This is a genomic window from Marivivens donghaensis (assembly GCF_030410045.1).
GTDB classification, from domain to species: Bacteria; Pseudomonadota; Alphaproteobacteria; order Rhodobacterales; family Rhodobacteraceae; genus Marivivens; species Marivivens donghaensis.
In genome coordinates, this window is record NZ_JAUFRA010000003.1 from 57130 (window position 1) to 72659 (window position 15530).

Sequence of the window (15530 nt, forward strand, 5' to 3'; positions counted from 1 at the left end):
AGCGCCTAAATGTGAAGACCTAAATTAAGCTGACCGCACAATTCGGATCCGCCCCAGGCGCTCCCACTCGAGTACAATTTCCCGCTCTCTGTCGTAGTTATGCGGCGTCTTGTAGCCCTCAGGATTGTAGTAGGTCGGTGTCGCGCCAAAATCGAACCCGTAAAGTGTGATCGATTTTGCGATGCCAAGCCTCACTATCCAACTAATTGCCATAAAGCCTGACGAGGGCCTTCTCCCGATCAAGTTTCGGTCTGCGAGCCAATACCGGAACTTATAGAAGAGAGTGTTCTTAATAGCATCTTTGCCAAAGAGCTTGTAGTGCCGCATCTTCGGGATAAGCATCAGGAAATATGATGGCTCAAAGTGCGCGATCGTCTCGTCTTCGGACAATTCTGGTGTAAGGCCAACCATATCGGTGCGCGTGCCTTGGGCGTTTGGTTGCGTCACATAACCCTTGTTGAGGCGTATGATGACGTCGTGCGTCTCTATCTGTTCGCCATAGTTCGTCTCAAGAACCGATTTCGCGTTACCAACGATTGCGATCGACTTGCCCGACAGTAACTCCGCCATCTTACGGTCTGAGTTTCGGGTCAGTTTCAGGAGCCAGCCACGTGGCGCCTGGTAGAGGTAGCGCCGTGGCCAAGATTTCAGCTTAGATAGGTTCATTATACCGAGCCGCCGTGGCGCTTCCAGTAGTCGACTGCCCATCTAACGCGTCCAAGACCAACGTTCGGGAATATACCCCACAGGCCACCTTTGACCAGATCGATCGGACGAGGTTCACCGTGGAACGCGATTACGCGGCTTTTGGGACTTGGTGTTCTTGGCGGTAGGACGAGGCCGACAAGCGCGGGTTTCCGGTAATGATACTTGAAGCTTTCCACCCACGAACGTGGCCAGTAGGTGATATTCTCGATACGATCTTGTACATAGATCTGTTCGATGCGGTACTTTGTGACCACGGCCTGCGGGTCCTTAATAAATTCATCGTAAATTTCGGAATATGCGCCAAGGGTGAATGCAAAGATGCCCGTGCCAAGCAGGGGCTTTTGGTCCGAAGTAGGTCGTCCCCAGGTTGGCCCTGTGTCGATGCCGACAAAGGCTCCGCCGTTTTCAAAGAACTCGTCAAGCGGGCCGCAGATGACTGTGTCTAGGTCAATGAAGAGGCATCGCCCGGTGAGGCCGTAAAGGTCGGGTTTGAAGACTGAAATTTTTGGCCAGCCCCCTTTGATCCAGTCAAATTCACGAATGCCGAGGTCTGGAATGGGGAAAGATTCAATGGCTGCGTCCAGCCCGTTTGCGTCGTCTGTCAGGCATATAAAACGGAAGTCACCTGAGATGTTGTTCCGACAAGCCGAATAGAGGACGTTGACGTAGTCGGGGCCATACAGTTTGCCCCATTTCATGCAAATAATGACGCGATCCAATGGAACCTCCAGATAATTCACCTACAGGGTATGACTTGCTACCGGAGTTGTCCATTGTATCAGCCCAGTTGCATGCACTAAACTTGTTCCAAGGGGCAGCGAATGCTGCATGACATTAAGATTTCTCACTAGAATTTTTGTGGGTTTATAGGGTGAAGTAATTCGTATATTGATACGAGAGTAAAATTTATCGAGCTTAACAAACTATGATCCAGCTTATGTGTGACGCGCGCGGCGATTTCCGTCGTAAGTTTATGGATCGCATGCTCGATTTAGGGGCGGGTGAGATAAAGTTGGCCTGCCACATCGGATACGATGATGCCGATATCCATGGTCCCTCACTCCAATGGCTAAATTTGAAGGAAGGCAAGCTCGGCCCAGTCGTCGCTGGGCGTCCGCAAACGGGTGATAATTTTTCTCTCATTGCGTCTGAGGATTACGGCCAGATCCTTGAGACGGCAGTCGAGCAGCTGTATCGCACTTCGCCTGACTACAATTTTAAGTCTCACAACATTAGGCACGTCCAAGACTATTTGGATTACTTCCATATTGTGTGTGATGCGGCCGCGTCGATCATTGCTGAACGAGGTATAACTCACGCGCTCTTTTACTGTGTGCCTCATCTTTTTTACGACACGGTTTTCTATGAAGTCGCTCGCGCCATGGGGGTGAAGGTGACGGTGTTGAGTTGGAGCCAATTCCCTGGCCGTTTCTTCTCGATGCGGAATGTCCATGATCTCGGTCGTTTTGATCCTTCGGGTTACACTGGTGAGCCTTATGCTATTGAAAAGGGGAGCGTTCCTGACCTCTTTTACATGAGCGATAGCTGGCAGCAGGAAGGAAAAACGGGCAAGCTCTCAAAGAAGGCCGTCCTGAATTTTGTGAAGCACTTGGTGCGTCACGATCCGCTGAAGCTGGCCAATCCACTATATATCAGCAAGACACTGGGGCAAATGAGTGCGATCTATGGCAAGCTGCCCGATTGGCGCGATCCTTTCGCGAAGTTCTTCCATACCAATGAAATGGAATACTTTGAGCATCTTGCCAATTTTGAGGGTCGCGGTGTCGACCTGTCGGGGAAGTATATATACGTACCTCTGCACAATCAGCCCGAGATGTCGACTTCGGCCTTGGGTGGGAAATATCGCGATCAGGCGCTTCTCATTGAGACCTTAGCGCGCAATCTGCCAAAAGGTTGGAAGATCTTCGTAAAGGAAAACCCACGTCAGGGGGCCTACGCACGCGGCCCCATGTTCTTTCATCGTCTCGCGCGAATTCCGCAGGTTGAGTTTATGCCGTCCAACGCAAGCACTTACGCGTTGGCCGCCAATGCGCAATTTGTGGCGTCTGTTACGGGCACCGTCGGTTGGGAAGCGATCCGCGTCGGAACGCCGGCTATGGTGTTTGGCGCTGCTTGGTATGGGTCTCTTCCTGGCGTGGTTCAGTACCGGGAAGGTCTTGATTTCGAAGAGATTGCGGCCATGAATATCATGAAGCTCTTCAGGCGGCGTCTGGCGCTCTTCTATCGCGGACACATGAGGGCATCATTGAGCAACTTTTCTTTCCGCTAACGCCAGATTTGGATCATAAGAAAAATACAGAGACGGTGGCTAGGGCGAGTTTAGGGTTGCTCGCTGGTGATGTTGAGTATTCGTTTTGTTGAAATAAAGAAACTTGGGAATGTATGGCAATGAACCGCAAGGTATTTAATAAATTATTCAATGTGGTCGCAAGATATCGGTTAGAAAAACTTCTACCGGAAATGCGCGGTGAATTGATATCTTACTCAAAGGGTTCGAACACTACGGGCACTCAGCCCATAACTCTTTACATGGCTGTACGTGATATATTGAAACATCGTCCGAAAAATATTTTGGAATGCGGTACGGGTGCATCAACAGTTGTGTTGGCACTGGCTCTGAAAAAGCTTAAAAAAGAAGATCCATCTTATGACGGAAAAATTATAAGTATGGAGAGTGTCGAGGAGTGGTACAATATTGCGGTTCGAAATCTACCCGAAAAATTTAATGATATAGTTACTATAGTTCACGGCCCGCGTAAAAAGTATGAAATTTCGATGTTTCGAGGGTACATTCATAGCAATATTCCGGTAGATAATTACGATTTTGTCTTTTTGGATGGGCCAAGCTTTGAGGATGATTTTGGTACTGCGTTTTGCGCTGATGCGATCTATGTTTTGGAAATGAGGCGGGACGGAATTTTGCGTGGAGTAATCGATGGACGGGCCTCAAGTGCATATGTGATGCAGCAAATGTTCGGTTTAAAGGCAGTTCGTTATTACCTTTCATTACTTGCGGCAAGTTTTGAAATTGATACCTCTAAAATAAGAAAGAAATTAAATTCTACAGAGATGGTCTCGTCCGTCAGTGGAAAATTGCGCTTACCTTTGAATTCCAATTAATTTAAAATATCATCTGTCTTTAGCGACGTAGTATTTGTGTTTTAAGGAAAAAAGTATTGGGACATCGACTAAATTTTGCTTTTTGTGGAGCGATTGTGTTATATCTAATCAAAAACTTCAGAAGAATAACAGTGAGAGCACGCATCCATGCCTGAATTGCCTCTGGTAACCATTTGTATACCTTCATACAACCATTCGGCATTTGTCTTGGAGGCAATCAATAGCGTACGCCATCAATCATATCCACAAATTGAATTGATAATTATCGATGATGGATCAACTGATTCAAGTGCTGCACTAATTGAAACAATGCGATCAGAGCTGAATGCTGAATTTGTTAGATTTGAGTTCAGGTCGAGGGAGAATCTAGGATTAGCAAAAACTTTGAATGAAGCATTGAATTGGTCACGAGGAAAATATTTTTCGATGCTATCTTCGGATGATATATTGTGTCCCAACAAAACTACAATACTGGTCGAGCATATCGAGAAGTATTCCGAATTAGGTGGAGTATTTGCGGGCTATGATCAAATTGATAGTGAAGGCCGAGTAACAAGGCGATTAATTCCAAAGCCAGGAATATGGAATTTCAGCGATGTATTGGCTAAACGTTGCCAGCTTTATGCTCCGACTATGTTACTGCGTACTGAGGCAATGCGGCGTGTTGGTGGATATTGGGAAGAGATTGCACTAGAAGATAGGGGGATGGTTCTCAAGCTATCGAACGCCGGATACTTATTGGCTACAATCGCTGAGCCTGTTGCATATTATCGTTGGCACGCAACAAATACCATAAAGAACACCGAGAGAATGACTGAAGCGCGATTGCAAATACTAAGTCAATTCGAGCAAACCGAAGACATTTCGGCAGCGCGCGCGAAAGTATTATTTGGGGCAGCATTGGAGTTAGCAAAGAAAGATAAGGAGCGTGCAAAATATTATTTCAATAAAGCACGTATTTCGCATGCTAAATCAATATTGACGCGGAGTGCATTTCGAGCTGCGCGGAAAATCTGGCTATCGTGACATTTTTCGAGAGCGCAAAAAAGTCTTTATTGTGTGAATGGGGGATTTTATTACTAGCCCCCAAAAACATTCTTGTTTTTGGTGTAGAATTGAAATTTCAATTAAAGTTTTTCGACGTGATTTCTTGATCGCTCTAAATACAGGATGGTTTTTTTGCAGGCCAAAGATTTGTGCATCATTTTCCCGTTGCTCTAATACCGCCAGAAATCGAGTAAGGTTCTTGTGTGAAGCAAGATTTTGCTTTGCATTTCCGTTTGTATCCGTTTTGGATGAAACACCTCCATGAGCGAGGTATATTAAGAGCTCATCATCAATAAAACTTATTTTTCGTTCGAGAGCTGCTCTAAATCCGAAAATGAGATCTTCGAATAAAGAGGGGTTACTTAATTTGCCGTATTTATCTACAATATTACGATGATATGATCCTGTCGCTCCAAGAAAAAGGGCTTTAGCCGTCGATAATGCCGCAAGATCATCAGTTTTGAAAAATTGCGCATTGCGATACGATTGTTGGGCGACGTTACCATTTTTATCTACGCATTTAGCATGAGAATGTACTAGCCATGCATTCGTTCTTTCGAACTCTTCAAGCAATCGAGCGCAACGATTGGGCAATGATATATCGTCACCAGCATTAAATATTACGATATCCCCCGACGAAATATCAAAAACTTTGTTAATATGTTCCGCGATGCCTAAATTTTTATCGTTTCTATTAAAAATAACCGTGTGAACTGTTGGAAATTCAGAGACAGCTTCTTGCATAAACTCATAGGTCTTATCAGTTGATGAGTCGTCAGAAAGAAGGATTTCATAAGGTCCACCTGTTTGCTCAAGCAGCGATTTCACTGCCATTTTGACAGTTTCCTCTTGGTTATAGGCGATAAGGACTACGGAAGTTTTCATGCGTTATCTCGCTGCAAATTCGATGGCTAAATGTGTAACGAAAGTTCTTGTTTAAAATAAGGGAAAACTTCATCGTTAGCAATGCTGTGGCCAAAAAAACCACGGTTTGGTGTCTAGCTATTTGTTGGTTGCATTGCGTCCACGAAAAATTTATTGTCTGCTTGTTGGAAGTTTTGGATGGACTTACTTGTGAAATATCGATCAGAAATTGACGGGCTGCGGGCATTCGCTGTGTCGGGGGTTGTGCTGTCCCACGCCGGATTTGGGATTGTTCAGGGTGGTTTTGTCGGTGTTGATGTTTTTTTTGTAATATCTGGATATTTGATAACTACAATTTTGCTGAACGATATCAAAAATTCCCGTTTTTCGTTGTCTGAATTCTATTTTCGGCGTGCGCGTCGCATCCTGCCAGTCCTCTTTGTAATTTTTATAGCCAGTCTACCATTTTCATGGTGGCTTTTGACGCCGTCACAATTTGTGGATTACGGGAGAAGTCTTGCGGCGTCGGCTCTATTTATCTCTAATGTTCATTTTTGGGAGAGTACAGGTTATTTTGATTCGGCTTCGGAGTTGATACCTTTACTTCACACTTGGAGTTTGTCCGTAGAGGAGCAATTTTATCTATTATTTCCGTTAATTTTGCTATTTATTTCAAAATTTTCTTTGAAATATGTTGGTTTTATTTTGGGGTCTTTGGCATTTTTGTCCCTCTGCTTGGCAATATGGGGATCGCAAAATCTTCCTGAGCAGAATTTCTTTTTTACGTTTTCAAGGTTTTGGGAAATTCTTGTTGGATCTCTTTGCGGGATTGTCCCTAAAGTCAGGTCAAGGCCGTGGCATTCGTGGATTTCTTTCGTTGGGTTGGCGCTAATTGTTATTTCTATGCTTAGCTTCACAAAAGCTACTCCTACGCCCTCAGTTGTTACGCTGATTCCAGTTGCTGGTGCTGCAGTATTTATTATCTTTGGTCAGAACGGTGGTTGGTGTGTTCGATTTCTTAGTTTAAGAGTTTTTACAGGTATTGGTATGATTAGCTATAGTATCTATCTGTGGCACCAACCGCTGTTTGCGTTTGCAAGGCATTTTTTTGTAGTGGGTGTGCCGCTACCCGTCATGGTTCTATTGAATATTTTTCTCGTGTTTGTGTCGTACTTTACATGGCGTTATGTAGAGCAGCCTTTTAGATATTTTGAGTTCTCTAATAAGAGGTTTGTTTTTAAGTTTTCTGGTGTTGGAATATTTTGTTTTACTATTATTGGATTTTGTTTGCACCTTGGAGATTTTAGTAAATATAGATACACAGTCGATGAATTACGTCTTCTTAATTACGACGTATACTATAAAAGCCTTCGCCAACCTTCGGACTTAAATAATACGTTGGATCTTTGTTTTGGGGATTCGAACGGTTATTTCCCAGATCTTGACAAATGCTTTGCCGATCAAGATTCGGATGTGACTTTGATTTGGGGTGACTCACATGCTCAAGCTCTAGCGTCCGGATGGTCTGAATCTTCCCTTGGGCGCCTGTCACTTTCATTGGGTGCTGGTTGTCCTCCAATACTTGGCAGATCATTTGTAAATAATCCGGATTGTGAACTGTTAAACGGGGCAACCTTTTCGAAGGTTTCCAGTGTGCGACCTAATTATATTGTTTTGCATGCTAATTGGCTTCTTCACTTATCTAAGGATTATCCGAATTTTAACAATATTAATGAGTTGGAATCGTCATTGTTTGAAACGGTTTCGATCATAAAGAGTGAAAGTCCTCACTCTAAGATTGTTTTGATTGGGGGAGTTCCTCAATGGGGAGACGGTTTGCCTACATACATTCATCGACTTGGGCTTAAATTGGATTCCGTTTTACGACTTGCTCCGCCAAATCTGGATCGTCAGATTGAAATTAATACTGCTTTAGGTAATTTGGCCCACGCCGCAAAGATTGAGTATATTGATCCAATTAGTTTGCTTTGTCTTTCTGGTGAGTGCATTGCGACTACGGAGTCAGATGGCACGTTTTACCCGATTGCTTGGGATTACGGGCATTTGACGGTCGAAGGTGCTCGTTATCTTTTGTCTCTTACGAACCTTAAATTATGACTTATTGTCTAGGCGCTGGACTCATTGGTTTTCAAAGCCAGTAGATGACGATGGCTAGAAGAGTGATTGCTGACATTAAGACCTTTGGGCACCTGTCGTAGCGGGCTGCGACACGCCTCCAATACTTGAGTCTTCCGAACATAATCTCGGTTCGGTTGCCGCGTTTGTAGCGACGCTTGTTGTAGGTGACGGGCTTCTTGCGCTGTTTCCGTCCAGCGATACACGCGCGTATCTCTTTGTCTTTCAACGCGTCTCTGAACCAATCAGCGTCATATCCTCGCTCGCCGAGAAGCCAATCAACTTCCGGCTGGCTGCCGAGTGGCGCCCGAGTGCCGATGTAATCGCTGACTTGTCCCGCGGTGACTATGAGGCCAAGTGGGCGCCCTTGGCTGTCACAGATAGCGTGCAGCTTGGTGTTCATGCCGCCCTTGGTCCGGCCGATTAGGCGGCCACGCCCCCCTTTTTGACGGCCATGCTGGTCGCTGTTCGGTGGGCCTTGAGATATGTTGCGTCGTTCATCACGGTCTTTGTCTCACCGTGGTCAGCCGCCAGGCCCACCATCATCTGCGATAAGATACCTTTGTCACTCCACCGCTTCCAATGATTGTAGAATGTCTTTTGTGGGCCATATTCTTTTGGCGCATCTCGCCACTGCATCCCATCGCGATTGATTTATATTATCCGTTCAGGACACGTCGATCATCAACGCGTGGCTTGCCATAGGACTTCGGTAAAAAGGGCTTAAGACGCGACATCTGCGCTCCGTTAAACCAGAAAAGATAAGAAATGTTACCGCTCAATTTTCGAACCTTGGATCACGCAGACCCATCTAAATCAATGGGTCCTGAGTCTAGTTAATGTGAGTTGTGTGAGATATTCGCCGTAATTGTTTTTCCCAAATTTTTCAGCGCGCTTTTGCAACTGGGCTTGGTTTATCCAACCCATCTCAAACGCGACTTCGTCGGGCGAGCCCACTTGTTGTCCCTGCCGTTCGGTGAGAGTCCGCACGAAATTGCCGGCGTCTAGCAGGCTAGCGTGAGTGCCGGTGTCGAGCCAAGCGTATCCACGGCCCAATTTTTGGACATTAAGTTGGCCATCTTTTAGGTAGCTTTCCAACAAGGAAGTAATCTCTAGTTCTCCACGGGTAGATGGCGTGACAGTGCGGGCGCGTTCGGGCGCTGTACCATCAACAAAATAAAGCCCCGTGACCGCGTAGTTCGAGGGCGGACTGGCTGGTTTCTCGATGATGCTCTTGACCGTGCCGTCGGCATCAAAATCAACTACACCATATCGCTCTGGGTCTGACACGCGGTAGCCGAACACGGTAGCTCCGCTGTTGGATTGATCAGCCGCCTGCAATATCTCGGGCAGGCCGTGGCCAAAGAAAATATTGTCGCCCAAGACCATGGCCGCGGGGCTGCCAGCCAAAAACTCTTCAGCCAGAATAAAGGCCTGCGCCAGCCCATCGGGGCTGGGCTGCACCTTATACTGAAGCGTGACGCCCCATTGGCTGCCATCGCCCAGAGTGCGGATGAACTGCTCTTGGTCATGGGGGGTAGTAATAATCATGATTTCGCGAATGCCCGCCAACATTAGCACAGTTAGCGGATAGTAAATCATCGGCTTGTCGTAAATTGGCAGCAATTGCTTCGAGATGCCCATGGTAATGGGATAAAGCCGGGTGCCAGAACCGCCAGCCAGAATAATGCCTTTTCGCTGTTTCATCTCAAAATCCCTAGATCAATTAAACAATCCTTAAGTCCTGCCTGCCAATCTGGGCGCGGTAGACCAAATTCGGACGAGGTTGCGCTGCAATCGAGACGGCTATTTAGCGGGCGGGCGGCTGGCGTGGGATATGCGCTGGATGGGATCCCATTGACGCGTGTGGATCGGCCCGACATCTCAAAAATGGTGCCGGCAAAGGTACACCAGCTGACATCGGGCTCGCCGCTGAAATGGTAAGTGCCGCTTTTGCTGGGTGCTACTTGCAACTGCTGTGCGATAGATAGGCAAGCCGCCGCAATGGCCCGCGCCGGCGTCGGGCCGCCAATTTGGTCATCCACTACGCTGATCTGGTCGCGCGTGTCTGACAGGCGCAGCATGGTTTTGACAAAGTTCGCACCATGGGCGGAAAAGACCCAAGAGGTGCGCAAAATGCCGTGGTTTACTCCACTGGCGCGAATGCCCTCTTCGCCCACCAATTTGCTGCGACCATAGGCGTTGGCTGGGGCTGTGGCATCACTGGGCGTCCATGGAGCTTGGCCGTTGCCGGGAAATACATAGTCGGTGGAGATATGTACCATGGGGATATCCAGTGCAGCGCAAGCCTCAGCCATTTCTGCTGGTGCACTGCCATTAATGGCAGTGGCGAGTCCTTCTTCTTCTTCTGCGCGGTCAACGGCCGTGTAGGCGGCAGCATTGATCACCACGCGTGGCCGGTGGGCGTAGATGGCTGCCGCACAGGTGCCTGGCTGGGCCAGATCGGCTGCTTCGCGCCCCAGGGCCAGCAGATCCAGCGTCTGAGCTTCTGCCAAATGCTGCAGCTCGCGCGCCACTTGGCCAGTCCTTCCAAAAACCAGCAGACTATTCATAGCCCGGCTGTTCCAAGCCGCTGACCTACGCCGTTGCGGTCTAGTAACGGGCGCCACCAAGCCTCGTTGTCGAGATACCAGCGCACGGTGCGTTCTAATCCTTCTTCTACCGTCACGCTGGGACGCCAGCCCAGCTCGTCGCGAATGCGCGTTGGGTCGATGGCGTAGCGCGCGTCATGGCCGGGGCGATCGGTGACGCAGGTAATCAAATCGGAATAAGTGCCAGTATCGCGCGGGCGCAACCGGTCGAGGATTGCGCAGATCGTTTGCACCAGCTGCAGGTTTGTGCGCTCGTTCTCGCCTCCGATGTTATAACTACGCCCCAGCGCGCCCTTTGTGGCCACCAACAAGAGCGCATCGGCGTGATCTTCAACGTACAGCCAATCGCGGATATTGCTGCCATCGCCGTAAATTGGGAGAGCCCGCCCCGCCAGCGCATTCAGAATAACCACCGGGATCAGCTTTTCTGGAAAGTGATATGGTCCGTAATTGTTGGAACAATTGCTAAGAACGACGGGCAAACCATAGGTCTCGTGCCAGGCGCGCACCAGATGGTCTGACGCGGCTTTCGAGGCGGAATAGGGACTGCGCGGATCGTATGCTGTGGTCTCGGTAAACTGCACGGCCGGGTCTGCGGGCAGCGAGCCAAATACTTCGTCTGTCGATACGTGATGAAAGCGAAAGCCATCAGGTCGTCCCGCCGCCTGCCAATATTTGCGGGCCGCCTCCAACATGTTGAACGTGCCGGTGATATTGGTGTCGATAAAATCGGCGGGCCCGTCGATGGAACGGTCTACATGGGATTCGGCGGCCAGATGCAGGACGATATCGGGTTGGTACGTTGAAAAAGCCTCATCCAGCGCCGCGCGGTCACGGATATCGGCCTGCTGAAAAGCATACAAAGGGCTATCCGCTATCGACGCCACGTTTGCTAAATTGGCAGCATAGGTCAGCGTGTCAAGGTTCACCACCTGATACCCGCGCGCTACCGCCAGCCGCACAACGGCCGACCCGATAAATCCAGCGCCGCCAGTGATCAGTAACTTCATTTCTTATCCCTCAAAGTTGAATGGGCTGTCAAAGTCTGCTAGCCGAGAGGCGGCGGCGTCTTTTTCACTGAGCACTGGCGCGCTTGTGAGGGGCCAATCGATGCCAATATTAGGGTCGTCCCAACGCAGTGAGCCCTCGGTTTCCGGCGTGTAATAGTCACTACACTTGTAGATGATCTCACAATCGGGTTCGAGCGTGGCAAAGCCATGAGCAAAGCCCACTGGGATGTAGAGTTGCGCGCCATTTTCTGCGCTTAAGGTATAGCCAGCCCAGCGGCCAAAGGTTGGACTACCGCGGCGAATATCGACTGCGACGTCGAAAATTGCGCCCCGTCCACAGCGCACCAGCTTGGCCTGTGCGTGCGGGGGAGCCTGAAAATGTAAGCCCCGCACAGTGCCTGCGGCCGCCGATACCGAGTGATTGTCTTGCACGAACGTGGCATTAACCCCCAGTTCCGCATAGCCCCGCTTGCTATAGGTTTCGGCGAAAAAACCACGATGATCACGGAAACGTTGAGGCTCAATCAAGAACATTCCGGTAAGCGATGAATTATGCACTAACATTTTGGACATCTTCATGTTGAACAGAGGGCTAAAGAAGCAGGATTGACCTGAACCTAATCTTTATAACAGCGTATCGAATTTGATAAATGTAGTATATTTGGAAAACGAAACTACTGTACCTAAACTGGAAGCAATAGGAGCTCGCTTCAGTAAAGCATGGCTGCCCATGCTCCGTATCGTTACAATCTAGCAGCACTCCGACGACAGTGAGTAGGATGTAAAATCAATGTATCAATCAGATGGGGCATTTCGTTCAACTTTGATAGGATGGGAACGATTGTGAATTGAACGCTCAATCTAATCTTAAAGTAATGATCTTGTTGCAGAAAAATTCTATCTACTTAAGTCAAATCCCGTATTGCGTTGATCACGTGGGTCACATCTTCTGGCAGTAATTGTGGTCCTATGGGCAGGCTTAGCACTTCTTTTGCCAGATCGCGTGCGACCGGTAGGGCCTCGGGGTCGAGTTGGAGTTCAGAATAAGCCTTTTGCATGTGCGGCGGTATTGGGTAGTGGATTAGCGTACCAACGTCATTATCCATTAGATGTTTTTGCAACACGTCACGGTTGGGAGAGCGAACGACGTAAAGATGCCAAACTGGATCAGCCCAAATGGGTACATTCGTAAGTTTGAGACCTGTATCTTGTAGTGCGCTGTTATAATGGTCCGCGATCGTTCGCCGGCGCTCAGTCCAGTTATCAAGATGTCTTAGTTTAACACGCAGGACTGCGGCTTGGATCGGGTCCAGTCGTGAATTTACGCCTTGCACCTCGTTTACATACTTTACCCGACTGCCGTAATTACGTAGCACCCGTATACGATCGGCAAGATCGGCGCGGTTCGTGGTAATCGCGCCGCCATCACCCAAGGCTCCCAGGTTCTTGCCAGGATAGAAGCTCCAGCACACCACATCACTATGTGCACCGATGCGCTTGCCTTTGTATCGTGCGCCATGTGCTTGGGCCGCATCTTCTACCACCGCAATGCCGTGTTTCCGAGCAAGATCCAGGATCGGATCCATATCAGCGGGTTGTCCATACAAATGCACGGGCAAAATCACTTTAGTCCGTCGCGTGATCGCGGGCGCGATCAGCGTTGTATCAATGTTGTGAGTGTCAGGGTCTGGTTCGACGGGTATCGGCTTCGCCCCTACTGTGGAAACTGCTAGCCAAGTGGCAATATAGGTGTTTGACGGCACGATGACTTCATCACCTGGGCCAACATCAAGTGAGCGGAGCGCAAGGACTAAGGCATCAAGCCCATTGGCGAGGCCTACGGAATGTTTGGCGTCGCAATATGTAGCCCATTCTGCCTCAAATGCGTCGACTTCGGGCCCGAGGATGTACCAGCCCGAATCGATGACACGATGGATGGCCGCGTCGATCTCGGTCTTAAGTTCACGATAGGCGGCGCCAAGGTCTAGGAACGGTATCATTTTGTTTCGTTTCCTAAAGAATTTAGAAATTCTTCATAATTTCTATAGTAATCCGCTTCATCATATCGATGCGATGCGAGCACCATACAAACGGCGCCCTGGCTGAAAGCGTCCATCTCGCGCCAAACCATCTTGCTTATATAAAGGCCCTTGCGGGGGTCGCGCAGCCAGTATTCAGATTTCGTGGTTCCATCGTCGATCTTCATGCGGAAACTGCCTGACAGGGCGAATACTATCTGTTCTAATTCGCGATGTGCATGTCCGCCGCGTTCTGAATCGACTGGCACATTATAGAGGTAATATACGCGGGCGATTTTAAATGGAATGTGCTTGCCTCCTTCGACAAACGTCAGATCTCCCCTCGGATCGTGGATCTGGGGTAAATCGAGTATACGCACACTTCCTTTTTCTCTAAGTATTTCATTCATCCGATACAGTTCCTTGCAGCGTAGGGATGGTAATTCTTCAAACTCTTTCCAAAATTATCTCGTTGTTCCATGTCTGCACCATGAGCTCGAAGTACTTCAGCAACTTCGTCAGGATTTTTCCCTGAATATGCATACATCAATGGGGTGGTGCCGTTATGGTTCGGTCGGTTTGGGTCTGCCCCAAATTCGAGGAGCTTACGGCAGAGCCTTGTGTCACCGGCCCAAGCAGCGCGTATCAGTGGGGTCCAGCCATTCTTATCTCGTACGTTTATGTGGGAGGGATCTAACGCTTTATCGTTCAATTCGCCAGTCACTTCGAACCATTCCCAAGTACGGTTGCGGCTGAGGCGAAGGCTGTAATCAATGGTAGCGATTGTCAGGCTTTCAGCATCCCTATCAAGCACGGTACCAGGTTTTTCCCGCGATGAGTGGTTCAGTATATCCCAACCACCTATTTGCATATCTTCTATTATTGGAATCTGGTATTCGCGGAACGAAAAAGCACGCAACTGTTGGATGATCCCATCGGCTGTGTCGAAAAGGTTGATTTTGAGGCCTGCATAGTCGATTTCAGATTTTGCAAAATAACTAGAACCATTCGCGGCCTGCGCGGTGGATCTAGGTGCTTCAGAGGCAACAAGCCGGTCTAATTTCTCGCGAAATAGCGCAAACCCGTGGCCCATGTATGCAAAATAGAGATCGCGTGCTGTCCAAGTCACTGGAATTTTAAAGATGGTTTGCGCGATGATTGGGCCAGTGTCGATTCCTGAATCAATCTCGTGCAAGGTTACTCCGGTACGTTGCTTACCGTGAAGGATAGGTAGGGCGGAGGTGTACATGCCCTTGTAAGCTGGCAGTGCTGAGAAGTGGATGTTAAACAACCTATCAGACTGGAAATCAGCGGGGCGAATTATCCTGTCGAATTCCAAAGAAATAAATACCAGTTGAGGGACTTCTTGTGCTTGCTCAAGCGTTACCACATCGACGCCGAATTCGCGTGCGTAGCGGATCAAGGACGGCTGCCAAGTTGATACCCCGGTATCGTTGCGGTTTGGGCAGACCATCAAACGGTCTTTCCACCCTAGATTGATCATGTAGATAAGTGCGTCTACCGCAATCTGATTCTTGCCGGCAAGGCAAATCTTACGGGTGTTTACATTGGTCACGGCAGCATATCTTTGTTTTTCCAGTCTTGGATGCTTCTCAGACTGAGGCTATTTTTTAAAAAGCCATAGTTTCTTTGCGACATCGGATCATTTTTGTAGGCTTGATCGAGTGACGCCAACCCATTCAAGATTATGAGTTGTAGGATACAGTAAGTGTTGGTTCAGTCAATGCTGGCCCCAAACCGCACATTGTCAGCGTAAGTCTGGATAGCTTGAAAATTTACTACATCTATTTTAGGGTAAACGTTATCGGACATTAATTGCTCTTTCCCATCTGGAAGTTGCGTGTTGCCTGAGGTTTGCTGAGATCCTACTTTAGTAGTAATTTTGGAACTCCTCAGGTGAACGCGTTTGGTTCTAGCCTAACAATGAGCGTGGCTTAAGCGACAGTTTATCAATGAACCGGCTTGAACTAACT

At 48.4% G+C, this 15530-nt stretch carries 14 protein-coding genes and 1 pseudogene; 4 read left to right on the forward strand and 11 right to left on the reverse strand.

All coding sequences use genetic code 11. The features are described 5' to 3' along the window. Window positions 1–24 precede the first annotated feature (24 nt). Window positions 25–570 carry a glycosyltransferase family 29 protein gene (locus tag QWY83_RS03140; protein WP_290245385.1) on the reverse strand — a complete coding sequence of 182 codons (546 nt, stop codon included), beginning with the start codon at window positions 568–570 and terminating at the stop codon, window positions 25–27. 95 nt (window positions 571–665) lie between these two features. Next, window positions 666–1427 carry a glycosyltransferase family protein gene (locus QWY83_RS03145; protein WP_249947312.1) on the reverse strand — a complete coding sequence of 254 codons (762 nt, stop codon included), beginning with the start codon at window positions 1425–1427 and terminating at the stop codon, window positions 666–668. A gap of 206 nt (window positions 1428–1633) precedes the next feature. Here QWY83_RS03145 and QWY83_RS03150 point away from each other — a divergent pair, with 206 nt between their 5' ends. The 3 genes from QWY83_RS03150 to QWY83_RS03160 all read left to right on the forward strand — a co-directional run bounded on the left by QWY83_RS03150 (window position 1634) and on the right by QWY83_RS03160 (window position 4875). Then, window positions 1634–2998, forward strand: coding sequence for a capsular polysaccharide export protein, LipB/KpsS family (locus QWY83_RS03150; RefSeq protein WP_249947311.1), 1365 nt, complete (start codon window positions 1634–1636; stop codon window positions 2996–2998). Between the two features lie 260 nt (window positions 2999–3258). Further along, a complete protein-coding gene (locus QWY83_RS03155; RefSeq protein WP_290245388.1) occupies window positions 3259–3849 on the forward strand; it encodes an O-methyltransferase in 591 nt (196 codons plus the stop codon). A 147-nt stretch (window positions 3850–3996) separates the two neighbouring features. Further along, window positions 3997–4875 (forward strand): glycosyltransferase family 2 protein, encoded by an 879-nt coding sequence (locus QWY83_RS03160; RefSeq protein WP_249947309.1) that lies wholly within the window; start codon window positions 3997–3999, stop codon window positions 4873–4875. On the opposite strand, the gene QWY83_RS03165 is transcribed toward QWY83_RS03160, so the two are convergent. Further along, window positions 4867–5781, reverse strand: a complete 915-nt coding sequence (locus QWY83_RS03165; protein ID WP_249947308.1) for a glycosyltransferase family 2 protein — start codon at window positions 5779–5781, stop codon at window positions 4867–4869. The genes QWY83_RS03160 and QWY83_RS03165 overlap by 9 nt on opposite strands. Window positions 5782–5958: 177 nt before the next feature. On the opposite strand from QWY83_RS03165, the gene QWY83_RS03170 reads away from it, so the two are divergent. Further along, on the forward strand, window positions 5959–7878 hold the full coding sequence (locus QWY83_RS03170; protein ID WP_249947307.1) for an acyltransferase family protein: 1920 nt from the start codon (window positions 5959–5961) through the stop codon (window positions 7876–7878). A gap of 31 nt (window positions 7879–7909) precedes the next feature. On the opposite strand, the pseudogene QWY83_RS03175 reads toward QWY83_RS03170, so the two are convergent. The 8 genes and pseudogenes from QWY83_RS03175 to QWY83_RS03210 form a co-directional block, all read right to left on the reverse strand. Next, window positions 7910–8666: pseudogene (locus QWY83_RS03175) on the reverse strand (IS5 family transposase). A 46-nt stretch (window positions 8667–8712) separates the two neighbouring features. Continuing rightward, the gene (gene rfbA / locus QWY83_RS03180) at window positions 8713–9603 is read right to left on the reverse strand and encodes a glucose-1-phosphate thymidylyltransferase RfbA (protein ID WP_249947306.1); all 891 of its coding nucleotides are present in this window, start codon (window positions 9601–9603) and stop codon (window positions 8713–8715) included. Continuing rightward, on the reverse strand, window positions 9600–10469 hold the full coding sequence (rfbD, locus tag QWY83_RS03185) for a dTDP-4-dehydrorhamnose reductase (RefSeq protein ID WP_249947305.1): 870 nt from the start codon (window positions 10467–10469) through the stop codon (window positions 9600–9602). The genes rfbA and rfbD overlap by 4 nt, the downstream gene beginning before the upstream one ends. Then, a complete protein-coding gene (gene rfbB, locus QWY83_RS03190) occupies window positions 10466–11518 on the reverse strand; it encodes a dTDP-glucose 4,6-dehydratase (protein WP_249947304.1) in 1053 nt (350 codons plus the stop codon). Before rfbB ends, rfbD begins: the two co-directional genes overlap by 4 nt. A 3-nt stretch (window positions 11519–11521) precedes the next feature. Beyond that, window positions 11522–12082 carry a dTDP-4-dehydrorhamnose 3,5-epimerase gene (gene rfbC, locus QWY83_RS03195; protein WP_353958941.1) on the reverse strand — a complete coding sequence of 187 codons (561 nt, stop codon included), beginning with the start codon at window positions 12080–12082 and terminating at the stop codon, window positions 11522–11524. A 341-nt stretch (window positions 12083–12423) separates the two neighbouring features. Next, entirely contained in the window at window positions 12424–13518 is a 1095-nt protein-coding gene (locus QWY83_RS03200) for a DegT/DnrJ/EryC1/StrS family aminotransferase (protein ID WP_249947302.1), read from the reverse strand. Beyond that, window positions 13515–13946, reverse strand: a complete 432-nt coding sequence (locus QWY83_RS03205; RefSeq protein ID WP_249947301.1) for a sugar 3,4-ketoisomerase — start codon at window positions 13944–13946, stop codon at window positions 13515–13517. The genes QWY83_RS03200 and QWY83_RS03205 overlap by 4 nt, the downstream gene beginning before the upstream one ends. Then, window positions 13943–15112, reverse strand: coding sequence for a formyltransferase family protein (locus tag QWY83_RS03210; protein WP_249947300.1), 1170 nt, complete (start codon window positions 15110–15112; stop codon window positions 13943–13945). The genes QWY83_RS03205 and QWY83_RS03210 overlap by 4 nt, the downstream gene beginning before the upstream one ends. Between the last annotated feature and the right edge of the window lie 418 nt (window positions 15113–15530).